Genomic DNA, 21,777 nt, shown 5'->3' on the forward strand with positions numbered 1-21,777 from the left:
GTCCCGCGCGCCGTTCCCGACGTGCGGTTGCGTAGGCTTCCGGCACTGGAAGTCGCCGCACCGCCGGCGGGCTCAGGCGGCTTGAGGGGCTGGCCGTCCGAGAACTCCGCGAAGTCCCGGTGCGGTGGTGGGCATGGCGGGCAGGACGGTACGCGAGGAACAGGTCAACGCGACCCGGGAGCTGATCCTGAGCGCGGCCGAGCGCCTCTTCGCCGAGCGCGGTGTCCTCGCGGTGTCCAACCGGCAGGTCAGCGAGGCCGCGGGACAGGGCAACAACGCCGCGGTCGGATACCACTTCGGCACCAAGGCCGACCTGGTCCGGGCGATCGCCCGCAAGCACCACGTCCGGATCGAGTCGATCCGCGCCCGGCTGCTGGCCGGGGCCCGTGGCTCCACGGACGTACGCGACTGGGTGGACTGCCTGGTCCGGCCGGTGCCCGAACATCTCGCGGAGCTGGGCAGCCCCACCTGGTTCGCGCGGTTCTGCGCCCAGGTCATGACCGACCCCGTGCTCCAGCAGATCATGGTCGAGGAGTCCATGACCTCGCCCTCGCTGCAGCAGATCGTCGAGGGTCTGAACCGTTGTCTGCCCGAACTGCCCGCCGACGTCCGCGCCGAGCGCGGCGAGATGGCCCGCCACCTGATCGTGCACATGGCCGCCGACCGCGAACGGGCCCTCGCCGAGAACACCCCGACGCCCCGCGCGAACTGGCACGACGCCGCCACCGGCCTCGGGGACGTCGTGGTCGCCATGTGGACGGCGCCGGTCACTCCGACCGGATCGTGAAGGGTGTTGCTTGAGTTAGGCAAGGAGACGCTAGGGTGAGGGAAGTGCCCTCCCCGCGCACGGGTCCTCCCCCACGAACGGATCCTCTCCATGCACGGCGCCTCCAGTGACAGGCCGGCACTCGCCCGCGGTGCCGGTCAGCGCCTCCTGGTCGTCGCGGGCCACCCGGAAGTCGCCGAACTGCTCTCCGCCACCCTGGAGTTGGCGGGCTACCGGACCGTCACCGTCGCGGCCGCCGCGGACGGTGTGGCCCGGCTGACCCGGGAGCGGTTCGACCTGGTGATCGTCGACGCGACCCTGCCGGACGTGACCGAACTGGGCGCCGCCCGGCCGGCCTTGGCCCGCCGCCCGCCGGTGCTGCTGCTGACCGACTACGAGTCCCTGGGTCAGATCGTGCCCGAACTGGGCCTGGGGGAGCGGGACTACGTCACCAAGCCGTTCCGTGTGGCCGACGTGCTGGCCAGGGTGCAGGTCCTGCTGCGCGGCACGGGTGCGGGACCGGCCCGGGGCGGCGCGCTGAGCTATCGCGACCTGGTCCTGGACGACACCCTGTGCGAGGCCCGGCGGGGTGCGCGCGCCCTCGGCCTCACGCCCGCCGAGTACCGGCTGCTGCGTCATCTCCTGGTCAACGCCCACCGGGTGCTGTCCAAGGAGCAGATCGGCCGGTACGTCTGGGGCGACCATCGTGGCGACAACGCGATCGAGCAGCTCGTCTCCCGGCTGCGCCGCAAGGTCGACCGGGACGCGCCGGGGCTGATCCACACCCGTCGCGGATTCGGGTACTGGCTGGGGCGCGCGGACGTCGAAGCCTGAACGTCCGGCCGTACGAGGCGGCTGTCGATGTCACCGTCGGGGCCGAGGCGCCCGCGTCCGGCGCAACTCCTATGCCCATGACGGCAGTTGACTCTCCGGAGTGATGTGATCCGGGTCACGTCAGCTTCGTGTCAGGTTTCCGGCGGGTGGGTGTCAGCCCCGTCTGTTTGCCTGTGCTCATCGAGGCCTCGACCACTTCGCCCCGGCGCTCCGTCCCCCTTCCCGCGGAGCACCCCCACCACCGAGGAGAACCATGGCCGACACCCTGGCCGGTGCCGCGCACGACGCCGCGGACACCGCCCCCGAGTTCCCCATGCCGCGTGCCTCCGGCTGCCCCTTCGACCCGCCGCCAGGCCTCAAGGAGCTCCAGGAACAGGGGCCGCTGACGAAGGTGCGTCTGTGGGACGGCAGCGAGCCGTGGCTGGTGACCCGGTACGCCGAGCAGCGGGCGCTCCTGGGCGACGCCCGGGTCAGCGCGGACACCGACCGGCCGGGCTATCCGACCAAGGCGAGCGCCGAGGCCGGTGAGGGAAAACTCAGCTTCATCATGATGGACGATCCCGAACACGCCCGGCTGCGCCGGATGGTGACGGCACCGTTCGCCGTCAAGAAGGTGGAGGCCCTCCGGCCCACCGTGCAGCGGATCGTGGACGGGCTGATCGACGACATGCTGGCGGGCCCCCGACCGGTCGACCTCGTCGAGGCGTTCGCCCTGCCGATCCCGTCACTGGTCATCTGCGAGCTGCTCGGCGTGCCCTACGACGACCACGCGATGTTCCAGGAGAACACCAAGACGATGGTCCGCACGACTGCGACCCCCGAGGAGCGCGGCGCGGCCACCCGGGAGATCGCCGGGTACCTGGCCGGTCAGCTCGCGGAGCGACTCACCGGGCCCAAGGACGACCTGCTCTCCGGGATCGCCGGACGGGTCGCCGCCGGGGAGCTGACGCACGGGCAGGCCACGGAGATGGCGCTGCTCCTGCTGATCGCCGGGCACGAGACCACCGCCAACATGATCGCGCTCGGTACCGCCGCCCTCCTCGAACACCCCGACCAGCTGGCCCTGTTGCGCGACACCGACGACCCGAAGCTGGTGGCCTCCGCGGTCGAGGAACTGCTGCGCTACCTCCACATCACGCACCTGGGCCGCCGGCGCGCGGTCACCGAGGACATCGAGATCGCCGGTCGGGTCATCAAGGCCGGCGAGGGCGTCATCATGGTCAACGAGATCGGCAACCGCGACCCCCGGGTCTTCGAGGACCCCGACCGGCTCGACCTGACCCGGGACGCCCGCCGCCATGTCGCGTTCGGTTTCGGCGTCCACCAGTGCCTCGGCCAGCCCCTCGCCCGCATGGAGCTCCAGGTCGTCCACGGCACCCTCTACCGGCGCATCCCCACCCTGCGGCCGGCCTGCGACCTGGCCGACGTCAGGTTCAAGCACGACGCGTTCATCTACGGCATCCACGAGCTGCCGGTGGCCTGGTGAGGGTGTCCGTCCCGGACACGAGCCACCACGACGAGAAAGGCAAGGGGTATCCCATGAAGGTGGAACTGGAAGCCGACAAGTGTGTCGCCTCGGGGCAGTGTGTGGTCGCCGCCATGGAGGTGTTCGACCAGGACGACGACGGCATCGCGATCCTGCTGACGGAGGAGGTCGGCGACGACCGGCTCGGCGACGTCGAGGAAGCCGTCGCGGTCTGTCCGGCAGCAGCCATCCGGCTGGTCCGGCCATGAGGCGGATCGTGGTCGTCGGTGCCTCGGCCGCCGGGCTGGCGACGGTCGAGACGCTGCGCCGCGAGGGGTACGACGGCACGATCACCCTCGTCGGCGAGGAGACCGAACTCCCCTATGACCGCCCGCCCTTGTCGAAGCAGCTGCTCGCCGCGGAGTGGGAGGCCGACCGGCTCGCCCTGCGCACCTCGGCCGACCTCGCCGCGCTCGACCTCGACCTTCGGCTCGGTGTCGCGGCGACGGGCCTCGAACCGGGCACCCGTACGGTGCGGTTGGCCGACGGCTCCGAGGTGCCGTACGACGGAATGGTCGTCGCCACCGGCGTACGGCCCCGCCGTCTGCCCGGAGAGGGCGCGCACGTGCTGCGCACCCTCGGCGACGCGCTCACACTGCGGGAGCGGCTGTCCCCGGGGCGGCGGCTGGTCGTGGTGGGCGCCGGTTTCCTCGGCGCGGAGGCGGCTGCGGTCGCCCGGCGTCTGGGGGCCGAGGTGACCCTCCTCGAACCCGCCGCCGTGCCGCTGGCCCACGCGGTCGGCACGGCGGTCGGGCACCTGCTGGCCCGGGCCCACGTGGACCAGGGCATCGACCTGCGCTGCGGGGTCACCGTGACCGAGGTGACCGAGGAGGGCGTCCGGCTCGCCGGCGGCGAGGTGGTCGAGGCGGACGAGGTGCTGGTGGCCGTCGGCTCGCTGCCGAACACCGAGTGGCTGCGGGGCGGTGGACTCGCGCTGGGGGACGGGGTGGTGTGCGACGAGTACTGCGAGGCGGCGCCGAACGTGTACGCGGCCGGGGACGTCGCCCGCTGGTACAACCCGTTGTTCGGCACCTCGATGCGCGTCGAGCACCGCACCAACGCGGCCGAGCAGGGCATGGCGGCCGCCCGCAACCTGCTGGCCGCACCGGCGGCGCGCAGGCCGTTCGCCCCGGTGCCGTACTTCTGGTCGGACCAGTACGACATGAAGGTCCAGGCGTACGGGTTCCTGCGCGGACACGAGGAAGTCGCCGTGGTGGAGGGCGACTTGGCGCGGCGCCGGTTCGTCGTCGCGTACCGGAGGGGCGACCGGGTCACCGGTGCTCTCGCGGTCGGCATGCCGCCCAGGGTGCTCCGGCGGTGGCGGCAGGCCATCGCGACCGAGGCGGACTGGCGCGAGACCGTGCGGACCGAGGCGCGAGCCGTGTCGTGAGCCGGCGGTGCCCGGCCCGCGCGCCGGGCACTGATTACTTGAGTTACGCAACAAGATGATAGGCTGGGCCATGCCCTCACAGCCGCTCCCCGACGTCCCCGCGTCCCCGGAAGTCATCGAGATCGAGCGGGCGCTCACCCGCATCACCTACCTGAGCACCCGCGCCCGGCAGCACGACCGGCTGATGGCCCTGGCCGAGGTGCCCCTGGACCGGGCCGCCGTGGCCCTGCTGCGTCAGGTCGCCGACACCGAGCCGATGCGCCCGGGGGAGCTGGCCAACCGGCTCGGGGTCGAGGCCTCCCACGTCACCCGCACGGTCCAGCAACTCCAGAAGTCCGGGTACGTCACCCGTGTGCCCGACCCCCGCGACCGGCGCGCCCAGCGCATCGAACTCACCGGGACCGGCCGGCAGGCCATCGACCGCATCCGTGACACCGGAGCGCGCGGCATGCAGCTGGCCCTGTCCGCATGGTCACCCGAGGAGCTGCGGCAACTCGCCGGGCTGTTCCACCGCATGGTCGACGACTTCCTCTCCTACGCCGTCGACGACGAGGTCGAGCAGGTCGCACCGGCCGGCACCGGCTGAGGGCTCATCCCGCGGGGGCGAGCCGCTCGGCGGGAGCGGGTTCGCGCAGCCCGCTGAGCAACAGACCGCCCAGCGCGGGCAGGGCGATCAACGGCACCAGCGCGGTCCGCAGGGACGCGGCGTCGGCCAGCGCTCCCAGCGCCGGTGCGGCCAGGCCGCCGACGCTCACCGTCAGGCCCAGCGTGACGCCGCTCGCCGTGCCCACCCGCCCGGGCAGGTAGTCCTGGCCGAGAGTGACGTGCAGGGAGAACGGCACGTACAGGCCGGCCGAGGTCACTGCGACGAACAGGTACACCGCGGGACCGGGGACGAACACCACACCTGCCACCGCGGGCACCGTGAGGGCGTACGCCCCGCGCACCACCGGGAGGCGCCCGAACCGGTCGGCGAGCCGGCCCCCGAGAACCGTGCCCACGGCACCTCCCGTGTAGAGCACGCACAGCGCCGCCGTACCGGCCACGTCTCCGCCGCCGACGCGTTCACGGACGTACAGCGACACGAAGGCGCTCAGCCCGACGAACACCACCGACCGGCAGACGACGGCACCCGAGAGCCGCAGGAACGACGGCCAGTCGTCGGTTCCGGCCCGCGCTTTCCCCGGTCCCGGCGCCGGGCGCGCCCCGGACGCGCGCACCGCTGCCGCGCAGAGGCCCGCGCCCGCCACGGCCGGCACGACCAGCAGGGGAGAGGCGTCCAGGCCGCCGCCCGCCATCACGGCGGCCACCAGCAGCGGGGCCAGGGCGAAGCCGACGTTGCCGCCCAGCGAGAACCACCCCATCCCTGTGTTGCCGCCGGACGCGACGGCCCGCGCCGCCCGGGCGGCCTCCGGGTGATAGGCCGCGACCCCGATCCCGGACACGGCGACCGCCGCCAAGGTCAGCGGATAGGAGCCGCAGACCCCGCTCAGCGCGACACCCACCCCCGCGGTCAGCGCGCTCAGCGGCAGCAGCCACGGCATCGCCCGGCGGTCGGTGAGCGCGCCGAACAACGGCTGCACGACCGACGACAACAACGACGCGGCGAGCACGATGCCCGAGGCGGCGGCGTAGGACAGGGCGCGCTCGGTGACGAAGAACGGCACCAGGGCGGCGACGGCCCCCTGATACACGTCCACGCAGGCGTGACCGAGCGACATCAGCGTGAGCGAACGGTTCCTGAACACGAGACCGAGCCTCGCGCGCCCGCCTCCTGGCCCGCTTTCGATAATCTGCCGACTTGTGTCGAACATCCGCCACACCCCGGTGGCGCCCACCCGCGCCCAGCGCCTCGCCGCGGGCGACCGCATCGACGCCCACCGACACGACGACCACCAGATCGTCTACGCCGGCTCCGGCGTCCTCGCCGTCACCACCGACGCCGGCACCTGGTTCGCCCCCGGCACCCGGGCCATCTGGGTCCCGGCGGGCACCAGCCACGCCCACCGCGCCCACGGCCGGCTCGACCTGCACCTGGTCGGACTGCCCGCCGACGACAACCCGCTCGGCCTGGACGCCCCCACGGTCCTCGCCGTAGGCCCGCTGCTGCGCGAGCTGATCCTCGCCTACACCCGCGACCCCGCCGACGACAGCCCCGAACGCCACCGCCTCCTCGCCGTTCTCCGCGATCAGCTGCGGGCCTCGCAGCAGCAGCCCCTGCGGCTGCCCGCTCCCAGCGACCCCCGCCTGGCCGCGGTCTGCGCACTTGTCCACGCCGACCCCGCCGACCCGCGCACCCTGGCCGCCCTCGGCGCCGCGACCGGGGCCTCCGAGCGCACGCTCAGCCGGCTCTTCCGCAATGAGTTCGGCATGACCTTCCCGCAGTGGCGCACCCAGTCCCGCCTCTACCACGCCCTGCGGATGCTGGCCGACGACGTCCCCGTGACGACCGTGGCCCACCGCTGCGGCTGGTCCTCAGCGAGCGCCTTCATCGACGTCTTCCGCCGCTCCTTCGGCTGCACCCCGGGCGCCCACAACCGCAGTTCCCCGTAACGACGGAGGCCGCCGGACGAGGTGTCTGTACCGTCCAGTAATGTGCGCGGCAGCCCCCCGAAGGAGGAACCGTGCCACGGTCCCCACGCTCGCCCCTGCTGCTCGCCGGCCTGCTCGCCACCGCCGGTGTCGCCCACTTCGCCGCACCGCGCTCGTTCGACGCGACCATCCCGAAGGCCCTGCCCGGCAAGCCCCGGACCTGGACCCACGCCAGCGGCGCCGTGGAGCTCGCGCTCGCCGCCGGTCTGGCGCTGCCCAAGACCCGGCAGGCCGCCGCCCTCGCCTCCGCCGCCTTCTTCGTCGGGGTGTTCCCCGCCAACGTCAAGATGGCCGTCGACTGGCGCCACCGGCCGACCCCCCAGAAGGCTGCCGCCCTCGGCCGGCTGCCGCTGCAACTGCCGCTCGTGCTGTGGGCACGCAGCATCGCGAAGAACGCGGAGGGCCAGGCATGAGCAAGGCACCGGAGACCGGCGACACCGTCGAGGACTTCGAGCTCCCCGACGAGACCGGCACCGGCCGCAAGCTGTCCGAGCTGCTCGCCGACGGCCCGGTCGTCCTCTTCTTCTACCCCGCCGCCCTGACGTCCGGCTGCACCGCGGAGGCCTGCCACTTCCGCGATCTGGCCGCCGAGTTCGCAGCCGTCGGCGCCCAGCCGGTCGGCATCAGCGGCGACACCGTCGAGCGCCAGCAGGAGTTCGCCGGGCGCCACACCCTCGGCATGCCCCTCCTGTCCGACGTCGACGGCAGGATACGAGAGCTGTTCGGTGTCAAGCGCGGCTTCTCCCTGGCGCCCACCAAGCGGGTCACCTTCGTCATCGCCGAGGACCGGACCGTGCTGGAGGTCGTCCGCAGCGAGCTGCGCATGAACACCCACGCCGACCGAGCCCTCGCCGCGCTCCGCGAACGCGGAAAGTGACGGCCGTGGGACGCAGCAGCCCCGCAGTCCTCCGTTTCGGTTGAACCGACCGGGCAAAAGAACGATCCTGAACAAATGGTGCACGGCTCTGCTGCGGCGATCGTCGATACCCGAGGTGTGGTCAGGGGCTGGAGCGAAGGCGCCCGCGAACTGACGGGATACCCGGCCGACGAGGTCGTGGGGCGCCCGGCCCATGACCTGCTCACCGAGGACCTGACGGCCGACGCCGTCGCGGATCTGGTCGGCACCGCCGTGCTGCGCCGCCGCGACGGCTCGTCCGTCGCGCTGCTGCTCACCGCCTGTGCCGTGCTCGGTGAGGACGGGCAGCCCTCCGGCTACATGATCACCGCCGAGGCCCCCGGTGCCCCCGAGCCGACCCTGGCTGGCCAGGCCTTCCAGCACGCGTCCGTGGCCATGTCCGTCTTCGACGCGGGTCAGCACTACCTGCGGCTGAACGATGTGGCCTGCCGGATCATGGGCGTACCGCAGGAAGCGCTGCTGGGGCAGCACTTCCCGGAGAGCGTGGAGGACCGCCAGGCGCATCGCGGCTGGCTCGCCCACCTGCGCCAGGTCGTCGACACCGGCCGTCCGGTCCGGTACGAGAGCTTCACCGGGGCTCCCGCGCTGAACCGGGAGCACTCGTGGACCACCGACATGTGGCCCCTGCGGGACGGCGACGGCGAGGTCCACGCGGTGGCCGTCGCGTCCTTCGACAGCACCGCGCAGTACTGGGCCCGGCAGCGACTGCTCCTGCTCAACGAGGCCGCGGCCACCATCGGCACCACCCTCGACGTGGTGCGCACCGCCGAGGAACTCATCGGACTGCTCGTGCCCCGCTACGCCGACTTCGCCAGCGTCGACCTTCTCGACTGGGTCCTGGGCACGGACGAACCGCCCACCGTCCTGGAAGGCGACATCCTGCTGCGCCGCGTCGCCCACGGCTCCGCCCACGAGGGCACCCCCGAGGCCGCCGTCCGCCTCGGCGAGGCCGACGTCTACCCCGCCTCCTCGCCACCCGCCCGGGCCCTGCGGGACGGCCGGGCGGCCCTCAGCCAGGCCGGCGAACCCGACTTCATGCGCTGGGTCGCCGAGCGCAACACCCGCGCCCCGGCCGGCCGCCCCTACCGCAAGGGCGCCCACTCCCTGCTCGCCGTGCCGCTCAGGGCCCGCGGCACCACCCTCGGGGTCGTGGTCGCCGTCCGGATCTCCCACCCCGACGACTTCGGCGACGACGACGCCGTCCTCGGCGAGGAACTCGCCAGCCGGGCCGCCGTCTGCATCGACAACGCCCGCCGCTTCGCCCGTGAGCGCACCACCGCCCTGGCCCTGCAGAACAGCCTGCTGCCGCGCGGTCTGCCCGGACAGGCCGTGGTCGAGGTCGCCCACCGCTATCTGCCCTGCGGCTCGCTGGCCGGCGTCGGCGGCGACTGGTTCGACGTCATCCCGCTCTCCGGCAGCCGCGTCGCCCTCGTCGTCGGCGACGTCGTCGGACACGGCATCCCCTCCTCGGCGACCATGGGCCGCCTGTGTACGGCGGTGCGCACCCTCGCCGACGTCGACCTGCCGCCCGACGAACTCCTCACCCACCTCGACGACCTGGTCACCCACCTCGCCTCGGACGACCGCGACGACGAGGCCGCCGAACTGGGCGCCACCTGCCTCTATGCCGTCTACGACCCCGTCTCGCGCCGCCTCACCACGGCCGCCGCAGGCCACCCGCCACCCGCTGTCGTCCTGCCCGACGGCAGCGCGCACCTCGTGCCGCTGAGCGCGGGGCCCCCGCTCGGCGTCGGCGGACTGCCCTTCGAGGCCACGGAGATCGAACTGCCCGAAGGAGCCGTGGTCGCCCTCTACACCGACGGGCTCATCGAGGACCGGGACCGCGACCTCGACCACGCCACCGACGAACTGTGCCGCGCGCTCACCGCGAGGACCGACACCCTCGACGACCTGTGCGACAGCGTCCTGAAGGCCGTACTGCCCGAGGAACCCGGCGACGACGTGGCCCTGCTGCTGGCCCGTACCCGGGCCCTGGGCGCGGACCGGGTCGCCACCTGGGACGTCGAACCCGACCCCGCGCACGTGGCCGCCACCCGGCAGGCCGCCACCGAGCAACTCACCGCCTGGGGACTGGAGGAGGCCTCCTTCGTCACCGAACTCGTCGTCAGCGAACTGGTCACCAACGCCATCCGCTACGGCGAACCGCCCATCCAACTGCGCCTGATCCGGGACCGCACCCTCATCTGCGAGGTCTCCGACGGCAGTTCCACCTCACCGCACCTGCGGCGCGCCCACGCCTTCGACGAGGGCGGCCGCGGGCTGTTGCTGGTCGCCCAGCTCACCCAGCGCTGGGGCAGCAGGCAGACCGGCAGCGGCAAGACGATCTGGGCCGAACAGTCCCTGGAACCGGCCGACTTCTGACCGCCGCGCTCACTGGAAGGAACAGCCGGGGTTCGGCACGTCCTCCGAGTACGGCGAGCCGTGCGGGAGCACGTACAGCACCTCCAGGACGAGCGGGGTGTCCCCCTCGTTGCGGCCGAGATGGACGTCTCCCGGGCCGCCCGGCTCGCGCACGACGGTGCCCCGCGGGTACACGCCGTCGCCCGCGCAGTCGGAGTGGTAGTGGCTGAGCGTGCCCTGCTTGACGTACCCGTAGACGGGGCCGTCGTGGTAGTGCCAGCCGGTCGCCTGGCCCGGCGGGACGGTGATCTCTCTGAGGACGTAGTCGGTGTCGCCGACGGTCTTCTGGGCGACCAGGGTGGCGGTCACTCCGGGGCCGGGCGGGGTCGCCTGTGCGGCGCCGCCGGTGAAGACGGTGGCGGTGACGAGCGCGCCGGATACGGCGGTACGGAGCGCGATGCGCATACGGAAGGCCTCCTGGCTCAGGTGCGTGAGCGACGACGTGTCGCGGTGGACGTCGCTGTGAACATAGAGGCCCGCACAGGTGCCCGGGGCGGTGTTCGGCGGATCGCCCGGGCTCAGTTCTCCTCGGCGGCGACCTGCGCCAGGGTCCGGCCGGTGCGTACCGAGCGGGCTCGGCGCGGATCCGGTGTGCCGTGTCCGCGGGCCCGCCCCTCGGCGGTCTTCACCAGCAGCCAGTTGTCCTCACGGAAGCGGGTCAGCGCGTACTGGCCGCGCAGTTTCGTCCCGTGCAGCCGGAACGTGGCGTGCCCGTGCTCCAGCGACTCGGCGAAGTCGACGGGACGGCCCTGGCGGTCGTGGCTCAGGGGTTCGTAGCTGCCGCGGTCCCAGACGATCACCGTGCCGCCGCCGTACTCGCCCGCGGGGATCACGCCCTCGAAGTCCTCGTACTCCAGCGGATGGTCCTCCGTCGGCACCGCCAGGCGCTTGTCCTTGGGCACGTCGGAGGGGCCCTTCGGGACCGACCAGGACTTCAGCACCTCGCCGACCTGGAGCCGGAAGTCGAAGTGCATCGTGCGCGCGTCGTGGATCTGCACGACGAACCGGGGCGCGGCACCCGTGGCGCTCTGCCGCCCCCGCGGCTCACGGGTCCGTCCGAAATCCCGTTTGCCGTGGTAGTCGCTCAGTCGCTCACTCACCTGCGGCTCCTCTCGGAGCGTCCCGGGTACCCCTGCGGGGGTTCAGAACTCCTCGTGCGCCTCCGGGTCCCCGCCGAGGCGCCGGTGCGCGCGGTCACCGATCGCCGCCAGCTCGGCCCCGCTCAGCTCGAAGCCGAACACGTCGAGGTTGGCGCGCTGCCGCTCGGGGTCGCCGGACTTCGGGATGGGCAGGGCACCGAGCTGGGTGTGCCACCGCAGGATCACCTGGCCGGGCGTGACCCCGTGCGCCTCGGCGACGCCCGCCACGGCCGGGTCGTCCAGGAGGTCCGAGCCCCGGCCCAGCGGACTCCAGCTCTCGGTGACGATGCCCTTGGCGGCGTGGAAGGCACGCAGCTCGTCCTGCGGGAACAGGGGGTGCAGCTCGATCTGGTTGACCGACGGCAGGACTCCGGTCTCCTTCTCCAGCCGCTCGATGTGCGCGGGGGTGAAGTTGGAGACCCCGATCGACCGGACGAGGCCGTCCTCGCGGAGCTTGATCATCGCGTTCCACGAGTCGACGTACCTGTCGACGCGGGGGAGCGGCCAGTGGACCAGATACAGGTCCACGTACTCCAGGCCCAGACGGGCGCGGGACTCCTCGAAGGAGGCAAGGGTCTCCTCGTAGCCGTGATGCCGCCCGGGCAGCTTCGTCGTCACGAGGACCTCCTCGCGCGGCACGCCCGCGGCGGCCACCCCGCGGCCGACTCCGGTCTCGTTGCGGTAGTTCGTCGCCGTGTCGACGAGCCGGTAGCCGCTCTCCAGGGCGGTGGCGACGGCCCGCTCCGCCTCGGTGTCGTCCATCGGCCAGGTGCCCAGACCGAGGGCGGGGATCTTCGTGCCGTCGTTGAGCGTGTGCGTCGGGATGCTGATCACGTGCGGACCTTCCCTTGACTGTGTCGTCCTCCCAGCCTCACGGATAGGGTGAGCAATGATCAACCGGACGGGCGGGGACGAGGTCGGCGGACGGCATGGGCGGCACCGAGGAGAAGCGGTCGGCGGGATCCGGGCGTCCCACGTCACGGGACGTCGCCCGGCTCGCCGGCGTGTCGCACACGGCCGTCTCCTTCGTGTTCAACGGCCGCGCCGAGGGCAACCTCTCGCCCGCCACCCAGGAACGCATCCGGCAGGCGGCCACGCAGCTCGGCTACCGTCCCGATCCCGTCGCCCGCGGCCTGCGCAGCCGCCGTACGGCCGTGATCGGCCTGGTCACCGACGAGATCGCGTCCTCGCCCTTCGCCGGCCGGCTGCTGCGCGGCGCCATGGAGACGGCCTGGGACAGCGACCACCTCGTCCTCACCGTCGACTCCGGCGGCGACCGCGCCAAGGAGGACGCGGCCGTCGCCGAACTCCTCGACCGGCGCGTCGACGGGATCATCTACGCGGCCATGTCCCTGCGCCGCGTCCGCGTCCCCGAGGGACTGCACCGCACCCACTCGGTCCTCGCCAACTGCCTGCCCGAGGACGACTCCCTGCCATGCGTGGTCCCCGCCGAGCGGGCCGGCGGCCGTACGGCGGCCCGGTTGCTCCTCGACCAGGGGCACCGCAGGATCGCGCTGGTCGGGGGAGAGCAGGACATCGCCTCCGTCGAACGGCTCCGCGGCTTCCGGGACGCCCTGCGCGCGGAGGGCGTCACCCTGCCCAAGGACTGGGTCGTGCGCACCGGCGGCGAGATCTCCAGCGGCTACCAGGGCGCGACCCGCCTGCTCGACGGTGTCCCCGCCGAGCAGCGCCCGACCGGGATCTTCTGCTACAACGACCGGGTCGCGGCGGGCGCCCTGCACTGCGCGGCCCGCCTCGGCATCACGGTGCCCGGCGAACTGTCTGTGGTGGGCTACGACGACCAGGAGCACATGGCCGCGTTCCTGTCCCCGCCGCTCACCACCGTCGCGCTGCCGCACCGCGAGATGGGAGAGGCCGCTGCACGCCTCCTCCTGGACGCCATCGACACCGGCCGCACACCCCCCGCCACCGTCCGCCGCATCGCCTGCCCGATGGTCGGCCGGGGCTCGGTGGGGCCGGCACCGATGGTGTGAGTGTGGGGGAGGCTTGGGGCTGCCGGGGGGCCGGGCCGCGATCCTGAGTGAGTGCAGGGTGGAGTTGTCCGGCGTGGTGCTGGTCGGGTTGTGCGGATTGGCGGTCGGTTCCAGGGGGTTGGGCGGAGGGTGTTCTTGGGTGTGTCGGCGCCGATGGCGTGAGTGCGGAGGGGGCTTGGGGCTGCTTGGGAGTCCGGGCCGCGATCCGGGGTGAGCGCAGGGTGGCGTTGTCCGGCGCGGTGCTGGTCGGGTTGTGCGGATCGGTGGCCGGGTGCAGGCGGGTCGATGGCGTGAGTGCGGGGGAAGCCCGCGGCTGGTGAGGACCACGGGCCGTCACCCGAAGCGCTGTTCCTGCGCGACGGTGTCCGGCGCGGTGAGCGCCGGTCTCGCCGCCGGCCTCCTGGCAGGCCTGTGCGACCGGTCGACGCCGGCGGCACCGCCGAGCCGCCCCTGCCGCACGACCGGCCCGAGCGCACGCTCAGCCCGGTCGGGGCCTCACCCTTCGGGCACGAGAGCCCGACAGTCCACCTCGACCCCGTCACCCGACACCGACAGCTCGGCGGTGTCGCCGGGCTGTCGGTACACCCGCTCGGTGACCATCGCCCGTTCCCCGGCGAAGAGTTCGAGCAGGGAGCCGTCCACGAGGACGCGCACGGTCAGCGGTCCTTCCGGAACCCGGAGGCGCAGGGGACCGGAGCCGTCGGGCCTGGACCGCGGCCACCCCGAACGGTCCAGGGTCACCGTGCCCGCCGCCGGGTCCAGCCGCACGGTGAGCTCGGCCCCCGAGGACGACCGCAGCAGACGCACGGTGCCGGGGGACCGCGCGGTGACCGTCAGGTCGTACGCCTCCGGGAGCGGTCCCGGCCCCAACGGTGAGGCGGAGCGCAGCAGTTCGAGTTCCGGCGCCGGTGTCGCCCGCAGTGAGCCGTCCTCATGGACGTCCAGGACGCGAGCGGCGGTCAGAACTCCCGCCCAGCCCGCCCGGTCGACCTCCTCCTGCGGGCGTGCCTCCCAGGACCAGCCCCACAGCAACGCCCGGTCCCGCGCGGTGTCCTGGAGGACGGAGGGGGCGTAGAAGTCACGGCCCTGGTCGAGGCGGCCGGCCTGGCGCGCGACGAACGTCAGGCCCCCGCCGGGGAGTTGTACCGGACGACCCGTCACATACGCCGTTCCCAGCGGGTCTCCGTCCCAGAGGGCCAGCGCCAGCACCCACTCGCCCCCGGGCGTCCGTGCCAGCTGCGGGCACTCCCAGCCGGTCGCCCCCGGCCCGAACGCCCTGGCCGTCACCGGGTCCCGGCCGTCCAGCAACACCCCCGCGAACCGCCAGTCGCGCAGGTCCTCGCAGTCGTAGACCAGCACCGACGGCGTGCCGTCCGCGTGCCCGGCGCCCACCAGAGCCCAGCGCCGGCCACCGGAGCGGAAGACGAAGGGGTCACGGAACATCGTCACGTCCAGGTCCGCCGGTGGACCGGACACCACCGGCACCGGGAGCGGCTTCCAGGCCACGAGGTCGTCGTCCTCGGCCACCGCGAGGCAGATCGAGCCCAGTCCCGCGTGGGTGCGGTCCACGCCGGTGTACACGGCCGTCGGCACACCGTCGTCGTCCACCACGCACCCCGACCAGCAGCCCGCCTCGTCGGGACCGCCGGGCGTCGGGGTGAGCGCGACCGGATGGTGCTCCCAGTGGGCGAGGTCGGGGCTGGAGGCATGCCCCCAGTGGACGTTCGTGTGCACGGAGGCCTGCGGGTTGTGCTGGTAGAAGAGGTGGTAGCGGCCGCGCCAACGGAAGGGCCCGTTGGGGTCGTTGATCCAGTGGGCGGGCGGGCGGACCCGGAAACGCGGGGCGTCGGGGTCAGGGCTCAACGGTTGACTCCTGCGGAGGTGATGCCCTCGCGGAGAGGGCGCTGGCCGACGAGGAACACGGCGACGGCGGGGATCATGGAGAGCACGACTCCGGCGAGGACCACCGAGATGGAGCCGGTGCCGAGGTTGCCCTGGAGCGAGACCAGGCCCAGCGGCAGGGTGTAGTTCTGACCGGAGGTCTCCAGGATCAGCGGCCGGAAGAACTCGTTCCAGTGGTAGTTGAAGGCGAGGACGCCGACGATCGCGAGCCCGGGCGTGGCCAGCGGCGCGTACACGGAACGGAAGGTCCGCCAGGGACCCGCGCCGTCCAGCATCGCCGCCTCGCCCAGGTCCTTGGGCATGCCCAGGAAGTACTGGCGCATGAGAAAGGTGCCGAAGGCGGTCGGGAACGCCGGAATGATCAGCCCGAGCAGGGTGTCGGTCAGGCTCATCGACTTGAGCACGAGGAACACCGGCACGATCGTGACCTGCAAGGGAACCATCATGGTCGCGAGGACCAGGGCGAACAGCGACTTCTTGAAACGGAAGTCGAGACGGGCGAAGGCGTAACCGGCGAGCCCCGCGGTGATCATCTGGCCGACCGCGATCAGGGCGGTCACCAGTGTGGAGTTCAGCGCGAGCAGCCACACGTCGATCTGGTCGAAGACCCCGCGGTACGAGTCGACCGTGGGATGCGTCGGGATGATCTTCGGGGGCAGGTCGAAGGACTCGGCAGGAGTGCGCAGGGACGTGGAGACCGTCCAGATCACCGGGCCGAGGGTGAGCAGCGCGCAGGCCGCGAGGCCGGCGATCCGCGCCCAGGGGGCGAGCGAGTGCCGCGCACGGCTCACGGACAGGGGCGCGGGGCTGGTCTTCAGGGTCGCTTGGCTCAAGGGACTCACCCGGCTCACTGGTAGTGGACGAAACGCCGGCTGAGCCGGAACTGGAGGGCGGTGACCGCCATGATCAGTACGAACAGCAGCACGCCCACCGCGGACGCCTCACCGAAGCGCAGCTGCTCGAACGCTGACTCGTAGATGACCATCACGACGGTGCGGGTGGAGTCGCCGGGCCCGCCGTCGGTCAGGACGTACGGCTGCTCGAAGACCTGCAGCGCGTTGATGACCCCGACCACGGTCGCCACCAGCAGGGTCGGCGACAGCAGGGGCAGCGTCACGTGCAGGTGCTTGCGCAGCCCGGTCGCCCCGTCCAGGGAGGCCGCCTCGTGGATCTCCTTGGGGATGTTGTTGAGCCCTCCCACGAACAGCAGGAACGAGAACCCGAACTGCTGCCAGACGTAGACCAGGATCACCGCCGCCATCGCCGAGTGCTCCGATGTCAGCCAGGGCACCGGGGCGATCCCGACCTGCCCGAGCACCCAGTTCACGACTCCGAAGTCCTGGTTGAACAGGTACTTCATCACCACCGAGATCGACGCCGCCGACAGCACCAGCGGGAAGAAGAACGCCGAACGGAACACCGATCGCAGCCACATGGGCATCCGCCCGTTCACCGCGAGCGCCAGGACCAGGGCGATCAGCAGCTGGAGGGCCACCGCGAGCACCATGAAGACGAGCGTGTTGCGGAAGGAGACCAGGACGGTCGAATCGGTGAAGACCTCACGGTAGTTGGCCGCCCCGGCCCAGCGCGGGGAGTCGATCACGTTCCAGTGGAAGAGGCTCAGCACGACCGAGCCGACGATCGGCACGACCGTGAAGACCACGATGCCGACGATGGTGGGCGCCAGGAACAGCGTGGCCAGCAGCCGGGTGCCGCGGTCACGGGCCGAGGGCTGCGCGGCTCCCGTGGCGGGCGTGGTCGCGGGCCGTGACGGTCGTACGGCGGGCATCTGGGTGTTCGTCATACGTCACGCTCCATGGCCTTCTCCAGATCGCTCTGCATCCGGCGCAGCGCCGGGCCCACCGAGCGCCGCGAGGACAGGGCGGTCCCGGTGTGCTTGAGCAGCACCTGCTCGACCTCGGCGACCTGCGGCGGCGCCGGGATCGGGCCGGTGTCGGGGAACTTGTCGAGGGTGTCGTAGAAGACCTGCCAGTGGCGGGGGCCGCTCTCCCGGTAACGGTCCGCGGTGAGCATCGAACGGCGGGCCGGGGTCGTCTGGTTGGTCTCGAACAGCCGCATCAGGGTGTCCCTGCGGGCGGCGAACTTGATGAACTCCCACGCCTCGTCCTGCTTCTTCGACGTGCGCAGCAGCGAGTATCCGGCGGCCCCGTACTGCATGCGCTGGGTCCGCCAGCGGGGGAAGTACTGCACGTCGAAGCTGCCGGGCTCCATTCCGGCGAGGTGCAGACCGCCCGCCCAGAAGCCGCCGGCGGGAGTGACGCCGACCCGGCCGGTGGAGAACACCCCGATGAGGTTCTGCCCGTTGCCGCCCTCGGGGCGGGTGCACAGGCCCTCCTGGATCAGGGAGGCCAGATAGTCGTACGACTCCTCGACCCGCGCGTCCGTGGCCTGCGGGGTCGTCCACCGGAAGCCGCCCCCGCGGCCCTGGCGTGCGGCGCTCGGGTAGAAGCCGTCCCACAGCCACGCGCCGCCCGGCGCCTTGGACTCGGTGAGCAGGTTGGTGCCGTTGGCGAACAGCCAGGGGACGACCCCGCCCCACAGGCGGTTGGTCCAGAAATACGGCGTGAACTGCGAGCCGCTGGACTTCTTCATGTCCCGCAGAAGCTCGGTGAAGTCGTCGCGGGTCCAGTCGGCCGCCGGGAAGCCCGCGCCCGCCCGCTTCAGCACCTGGCTGTTCAGGTACATGTCGGCCGCGTTGAACTCGACCGGCAGCTGGTACAGGCTGCCCTCGTACATCATCGACTCGACCAGCGAGGGATGGACGTCGGCGAAGTACTCGCGCAGCTCGGCCGCGTCGCGCTTCACCCACGCGTCGAGGGCGACGCCGAGGCGCTGGGCGAAGAGCTGGACGCCCTCGGTCGCGACATAGACGAGGTCGGGCGCGGTGCCCGCCGCGATCTGGGTGAGGATCTTCGCGAAGAAGTCCGACCAGTCGGTGGCCTGTACCGCGTTGATCCGCAGCTTGATGTCGGGGTGGACCTTCTTGAAGCCCTCGGTGAGCGTGCGGATCGCCTCCGGGCCGTAGGCGGGCCCGAGGGTGGCGACGACGAGGGAGCCGTCGTCGCGGCCGGGGATGTCGGCTCCGGTGAGCCGGTCCCAGCTCGCGGCGGTGCCGGCGAGCGCGGCGGCTCCCGCGCCGTAGGCGCCGTACCGCAGCAGGGTGCGACGGGTGAGGTGCGAGTCGGTCATCCAGCGTGCCTAACTCGTGTTAGCTCAAGGTTGACGCCCAGATGATGGGGAGGCCGCCACGGCCGTGTCAAGGGTGCTGCACGCCTTGACCTTTAACGAGTTAGGTCAGAGGGTGTGGGCCGTACCGCCTCGGCGGCACGGGCGGTGGCGAGGGCGGCGGCGAGCGGCCGATGGGGCCGTGGAGCTGCGGCAGCCGCGAGGGGCGGGTGAGGAGCCAGATGGGGGGCAGGTCGAAGATGTCGTAGGGCGGCGCGTACGCGGCATCACGAACGTCCTGAGTCCGGGACCCGGTGGCGACCGCGTCGAGCCGCAGTCGTCGTCAGTCGAGAGATGTGCTGTCACCGGACTGAGGCAGGGACGGCACTCCTCGGGGCCGTCGGTCTCCCGGTCGGTCACCGGGTCGAGGGGGCAGGGGGGAGCCGTTCGCCCGCAGGGAGGCGCCGTACGAAGGCGCCGGGCTCCCGGGGAGTTGAGGGAACGGCCGCTCTGGGCAGTCAACCAGGGGTGACGTGCCCGACGGGGGCACGGACTTCGGACAGACCCTGGCGATCAACGGAGCACGCATGACGACGGACAAGAGCACGGCCGAGCGGGACGCGGGCATCGAGGTGAACCCCGTGGCCGGGCACATCGGAGCCGAGATCACCGGCGTCGACCTGGCCGACGACCTCGACGACGCGGTGGTCGCCGCGATCCGCGCCGCGGTGCTGCGCTGGAAGGTGGTGTTCTTCCGGGGACAGAAGCTCGACCACGCCGGGCACGTCGCGTTCGCCCGCAGGTTCGGCGAGCCCGTCGTCCTGCGCAAGCGGGGCAGCGCCTCGCCCACGGAGTTCCCGGAGGTCGAGACGACCGCGGACCGGCTGGAGCTGGGCGGGAAGTTCGGCATGGGGCACGAGGAGTGGCTGCGGCGCCGGCGGCACACCCTGCTGCGCGGCTGGCACTGCGACCACGGCGCCCGCGTCGACCCGCCGGCGGCCACCGTGCTGCGCGCCGAGACCGTCCCGCCCTACGGCGGTGACACCACCTGGTCCAACCTCGCGGCCGCCTACGCCGGACTGTCCGCCCCGGTGCGGGAGTTCGTCGACGGCCTGCGCGCGGAGCACCGGCTCGGCGTCGGCTACCAGCCCCGGCCGGGCGACGACGCCTACGTCCGCCACCTCCTGGACCACCAGGTGGCCTCCCTGCACCCGCTCGTGCGGGTGCACCCCGAGACCGGGGAGCGGATCCTCTACGTCAACGGCTACTACGTCGAGCAGATCGCCGACCTCTCCCGCGCCGAGAGCCGGGCGGTCCTGGACCTGCTTCTCGAACAGGCGGTCAGGCCGGAGTACACGGTCCGCTTCCGCTGGGAGCCGGGCAGCGTGGCCTTCTGGGACAACCGCGCCACCATCCACCTGGCCCCCTCCGACAACGCCCACCTCGACTTCCGGCGGACCATGCACCGGGTGATGCTCGCGGGGGACGTGCCGGTGGGGGTGGACGGGAAGCGGTCGGAGGCGATCACGGGGAGTGCGGTGGGGCGCTGGTGAGATGAGGTGATGGGGCGGGCGGCGGCCGAGGGCTCGGAGCTGTTGGGTGGCTGAGGCTGCGGCCGGTTTGGGCGGGGTGCTCGGGCCGGGGTCTGCTGGGAGCGGCGAGGACATGGCCCCGGCGGGCCGGACATGGCCCCGGCAGGCCGGTGGGTCGGGCCGAGCCGGGGCGCGACAGGGGTTGGGGCAGGCCGGGGCGGGGTGCCGATGGCCCCGGCTGCTCGGCCTGCTGAGCAGGCGGTTGTCTCTGCGGCCGGCCCTGCGCCCGCCGGTTCCTGGTTCCGGGGCCTGCCTGGAACGCCGGCCGCTCGGCCCACGTCTGCGGCCGGACTTCTGGACCATGCGGGCCGCCGACAGCGGCGACGGTGTGCTCAGCACGCCGCGGTCGGGGCTGGGCCACTTCGCCGAGGGCGTCCCGGGCCGGACGGGGTGCCCCCTCCGGCCCGGCACGTGTTCGGCGGAGCTAGGCGCCCGGGCGCCAGCCCAGCGCGGGGCCCAGTTTGACCGCCATGTCGGTGAGGATCTGCACATAGTCCTCGTGCTCGAAGGTGAACGGCAGGGCGAAGGCCACCTCGTCCACCTCGCGGAACGCGGCGTGCGCGTGCAGCCGTTCGGCGATCTCCGCCGACGTGCCGACGATGTCCGGCGCGAACATCAACCGTGCCGGACCCTGCGGTGACGCGGTACGGGGGGTGCGCCGGGCCGCGTACTCCTCATATTTCGCGCGCTGCTCCGACGAGGCCGAGTCGGTGGGGATGACGACGAGCCCCTGGGACACCCGGGCCTCCTCACCGTCCGGGTGGGCGGCGCGGAAGGCGCGGATGTGCGAGAGCTGGATCTCCGCGAAGTCGTACGGCCCCTCCCGGTCCTCCGCCTTGACCACACTGCTGGTCAGGAAGTTCATGCCGTGCTCACCGGCCCAGCGCGCGGAGCTCAGGCTGCCGCCGCCGTACCACAGGCGCCGGCCGAGGCCGGGGGAGTGCGGCTGCACCCGGTCCGAGAAGACCTCGAAGCCCTGTACCCCGCTGAAGTCGCTGGCGGGCTTGCCCCGTACGAGGTCCAGCAGCCGCCGCACCCGCTCGTAGGAGAAGTCCTCGGTGTCGGCCGTGTCCGGGTACAGCGCCTCCTTGACCTCGTCGAAGTGCATCGGCGGGCCCACGCTCACGCCGGGGTTGACCCGGCCGCCGGACAGGATGTCGACGGTCGCCAGGTCCTCGGCCAGCCGCAGCGGGTTCTCCCAGCCGAGCGGGGTCACCGCCGTGCCGAGCTCGATACGACTGGTGCGCTGCGAAGCCGCCGCCATGACGGCTACGGGGGAGGAGATGCCGTACTGGAGATGCCGGTGGCGCAGCCACGCGCTGTCGAAGCCGAGCCGCTCGCCCAGCTCGATGATCTCCAGTGTGGACTCGTGGCCACGCCGCGGGTCCGCCTCGTCGAACAGGCCGATGGTCAGGAAGCCCAGCTTGCGCAGCGGGCGTGGGGTCGACGGCACGAGCCCTCCGGGGTGTTTGAGATATCAAGTAGTACGGGAGTGCCAACGAGCCCGTCCCACCTGGTGT

21 protein-coding genes are annotated in these 21,777 nt (G+C 72.5%); 12 read left to right on the top strand and 9 right to left on the bottom strand.

Annotated elements, in window-relative coordinates:
• Positions 1-133 precede the first annotated feature (133 nt).
• The 6 genes from AQI94_RS28205 (at position 134) to AQI94_RS28230 (ending at position 5,101) form a co-directional block, all read left to right on the top strand.
• Positions 134-787 carry a TetR/AcrR family transcriptional regulator gene (locus AQI94_RS28205; protein ID WP_031038264.1) on the top strand — a complete coding sequence of 218 codons (654 nt, stop codon included), beginning with the start codon at positions 134-136 and terminating at the stop codon, positions 785-787.
• A 90-nt stretch (positions 788-877) separates the two neighbouring features.
• Positions 878-1,600: a response regulator transcription factor gene (locus AQI94_RS28210; protein ID WP_031038261.1), complete on the top strand. Its 723-nt coding sequence runs from the start codon at positions 878-880 to the stop codon at positions 1,598-1,600.
• 253 nt (positions 1,601-1,853) lie between these two features.
• Positions 1,854-3,086: a cytochrome P450 gene (locus AQI94_RS28215; protein ID WP_031038259.1), complete on the top strand. Its 1,233-nt coding sequence runs from the start codon at positions 1,854-1,856 to the stop codon at positions 3,084-3,086.
• A gap of 53 nt (positions 3,087-3,139) precedes the next feature.
• Positions 3,140-3,334 carry a ferredoxin gene (locus tag AQI94_RS28220; protein ID WP_031038257.1) on the top strand — a complete coding sequence of 65 codons (195 nt, stop codon included), beginning with the start codon at positions 3,140-3,142 and terminating at the stop codon, positions 3,332-3,334.
• Positions 3,331-4,515, top strand: coding sequence for an NAD(P)/FAD-dependent oxidoreductase (locus AQI94_RS28225; RefSeq protein ID WP_031038255.1), 1,185 nt, complete (start codon positions 3,331-3,333; stop codon positions 4,513-4,515). The genes AQI94_RS28220 and AQI94_RS28225 overlap by 4 nt, the downstream gene beginning before the upstream one ends.
• Before the next feature lie 70 nt (positions 4,516-4,585).
• Complete coding sequence (locus AQI94_RS28230) at positions 4,586-5,101, top strand: MarR family winged helix-turn-helix transcriptional regulator (protein ID WP_031038251.1); 516 nt, start codon at positions 4,586-4,588, stop codon at positions 5,099-5,101.
• Between the two features lie 4 nt (positions 5,102-5,105).
• Here AQI94_RS28230 and AQI94_RS28235 read toward each other — a convergent pair whose 3' ends face one another.
• Positions 5,106-6,236 carry an MFS transporter gene (locus tag AQI94_RS28235; RefSeq protein WP_031038249.1) on the bottom strand — a complete coding sequence of 377 codons (1,131 nt, stop codon included), beginning with the start codon at positions 6,234-6,236 and terminating at the stop codon, positions 5,106-5,108.
• Between the two features lie 82 nt (positions 6,237-6,318).
• Here AQI94_RS28235 and AQI94_RS28240 point away from each other — a divergent pair, with 82 nt between their 5' ends.
• From AQI94_RS28240 to AQI94_RS28255, 4 genes are all read left to right on the top strand, one after another.
• Positions 6,319-7,068, top strand: coding sequence for an AraC family transcriptional regulator (locus AQI94_RS28240; protein ID WP_031038244.1), 750 nt, complete (start codon positions 6,319-6,321; stop codon positions 7,066-7,068).
• 71 nt (positions 7,069-7,139) lie between these two features.
• Positions 7,140-7,520, top strand: a complete 381-nt coding sequence (locus tag AQI94_RS28245; RefSeq protein WP_031038242.1) for a DoxX family protein — start codon at positions 7,140-7,142, stop codon at positions 7,518-7,520.
• The gene (locus AQI94_RS28250) at positions 7,517-7,984 is read left to right on the top strand and encodes a peroxiredoxin (protein WP_031038239.1); all 468 of its coding nucleotides are present in this window, start codon (positions 7,517-7,519) and stop codon (positions 7,982-7,984) included. The genes AQI94_RS28245 and AQI94_RS28250 overlap by 4 nt, the downstream gene beginning before the upstream one ends.
• Before the next feature lie 75 nt (positions 7,985-8,059).
• Entirely contained in the window at positions 8,060-10,405 is a 2,346-nt protein-coding gene (locus tag AQI94_RS28255; RefSeq protein WP_031038237.1) for a SpoIIE family protein phosphatase, read from the top strand.
• Positions 10,406-10,414: 9 nt separating this feature from the next.
• Here the strand turns inward: AQI94_RS28255 and AQI94_RS28260 are convergent, their stop codons facing one another.
• The 3 genes from AQI94_RS28260 to AQI94_RS28270 all read right to left on the bottom strand — a co-directional run bounded on the left by AQI94_RS28260 (position 10,415) and on the right by AQI94_RS28270 (position 12,417).
• Positions 10,415-10,849 (bottom strand): cupin domain-containing protein, encoded by a 435-nt coding sequence (locus AQI94_RS28260; protein WP_031038234.1) that lies wholly within the window; start codon positions 10,847-10,849, stop codon positions 10,415-10,417.
• A gap of 113 nt (positions 10,850-10,962) precedes the next feature.
• On the bottom strand, positions 10,963-11,544 hold the full coding sequence (locus AQI94_RS28265) for a DNA polymerase ligase N-terminal domain-containing protein (RefSeq protein ID WP_031038232.1): 582 nt from the start codon (positions 11,542-11,544) through the stop codon (positions 10,963-10,965).
• Between the two features lie 42 nt (positions 11,545-11,586).
• The gene (locus tag AQI94_RS28270; RefSeq protein ID WP_031038230.1) at positions 11,587-12,417 is read right to left on the bottom strand and encodes an aldo/keto reductase; all 831 of its coding nucleotides are present in this window, start codon (positions 12,415-12,417) and stop codon (positions 11,587-11,589) included.
• Between the two features lie 95 nt (positions 12,418-12,512).
• Between AQI94_RS28270 and AQI94_RS28275 the strand changes: the two genes are divergently transcribed.
• Positions 12,513-13,577: a LacI family DNA-binding transcriptional regulator gene (locus tag AQI94_RS28275; protein ID WP_031038229.1), complete on the top strand. Its 1,065-nt coding sequence runs from the start codon at positions 12,513-12,515 to the stop codon at positions 13,575-13,577.
• Positions 13,578-14,072: 495 nt separating this feature from the next.
• Here the strand turns inward: AQI94_RS28275 and AQI94_RS28280 are convergent, their stop codons facing one another.
• Genes AQI94_RS28280 through AQI94_RS28295 form a run of 4 tightly spaced genes read right to left on the bottom strand, consistent with a single transcriptional unit; the run spans position 14,073 to position 18,689 of the window.
• Positions 14,073-15,440, bottom strand: a complete 1,368-nt coding sequence (locus tag AQI94_RS28280) for a glycoside hydrolase family 32 protein (RefSeq protein WP_031038226.1) — start codon at positions 15,438-15,440, stop codon at positions 14,073-14,075.
• Positions 15,437-16,312 (bottom strand): carbohydrate ABC transporter permease, encoded by an 876-nt coding sequence (locus AQI94_RS28285; RefSeq protein WP_031038224.1) that lies wholly within the window; start codon positions 16,310-16,312, stop codon positions 15,437-15,439. Before AQI94_RS28285 ends, AQI94_RS28280 begins: the two co-directional genes overlap by 4 nt.
• A 14-nt stretch (positions 16,313-16,326) precedes the next feature.
• Positions 16,327-17,283, bottom strand: coding sequence for a carbohydrate ABC transporter permease (locus AQI94_RS28290; protein WP_031038221.1), 957 nt, complete (start codon positions 17,281-17,283; stop codon positions 16,327-16,329).
• On the bottom strand, positions 17,280-18,689 hold the full coding sequence (locus tag AQI94_RS28295) for an extracellular solute-binding protein (protein WP_031038218.1): 1,410 nt from the start codon (positions 18,687-18,689) through the stop codon (positions 17,280-17,282). The genes AQI94_RS28290 and AQI94_RS28295 overlap by 4 nt, the downstream gene beginning before the upstream one ends.
• A gap of 563 nt (positions 18,690-19,252) precedes the next feature.
• On the opposite strand from AQI94_RS28295, the gene AQI94_RS28300 reads away from it, so the two are divergent.
• On the top strand, positions 19,253-20,218 hold the full coding sequence (locus tag AQI94_RS28300) for a TauD/TfdA dioxygenase family protein (protein WP_031038216.1): 966 nt from the start codon (positions 19,253-19,255) through the stop codon (positions 20,216-20,218).
• A 463-nt stretch (positions 20,219-20,681) separates the two neighbouring features.
• On the opposite strand, the gene AQI94_RS28305 is transcribed toward AQI94_RS28300, so the two are convergent.
• Positions 20,682-21,710, bottom strand: coding sequence for an LLM class flavin-dependent oxidoreductase (locus AQI94_RS28305; protein ID WP_031048780.1), 1,029 nt, complete (start codon positions 21,708-21,710; stop codon positions 20,682-20,684).
• Positions 21,711-21,777: the final 67 nt, after the last annotated feature.

It is taken from the genome of Streptomyces pseudovenezuelae (assembly GCF_001513955.1).
In the GTDB taxonomy this organism is placed as follows: Bacteria; Actinomycetota; Actinomycetes; order Streptomycetales; family Streptomycetaceae; genus Streptomyces; species Streptomyces pseudovenezuelae.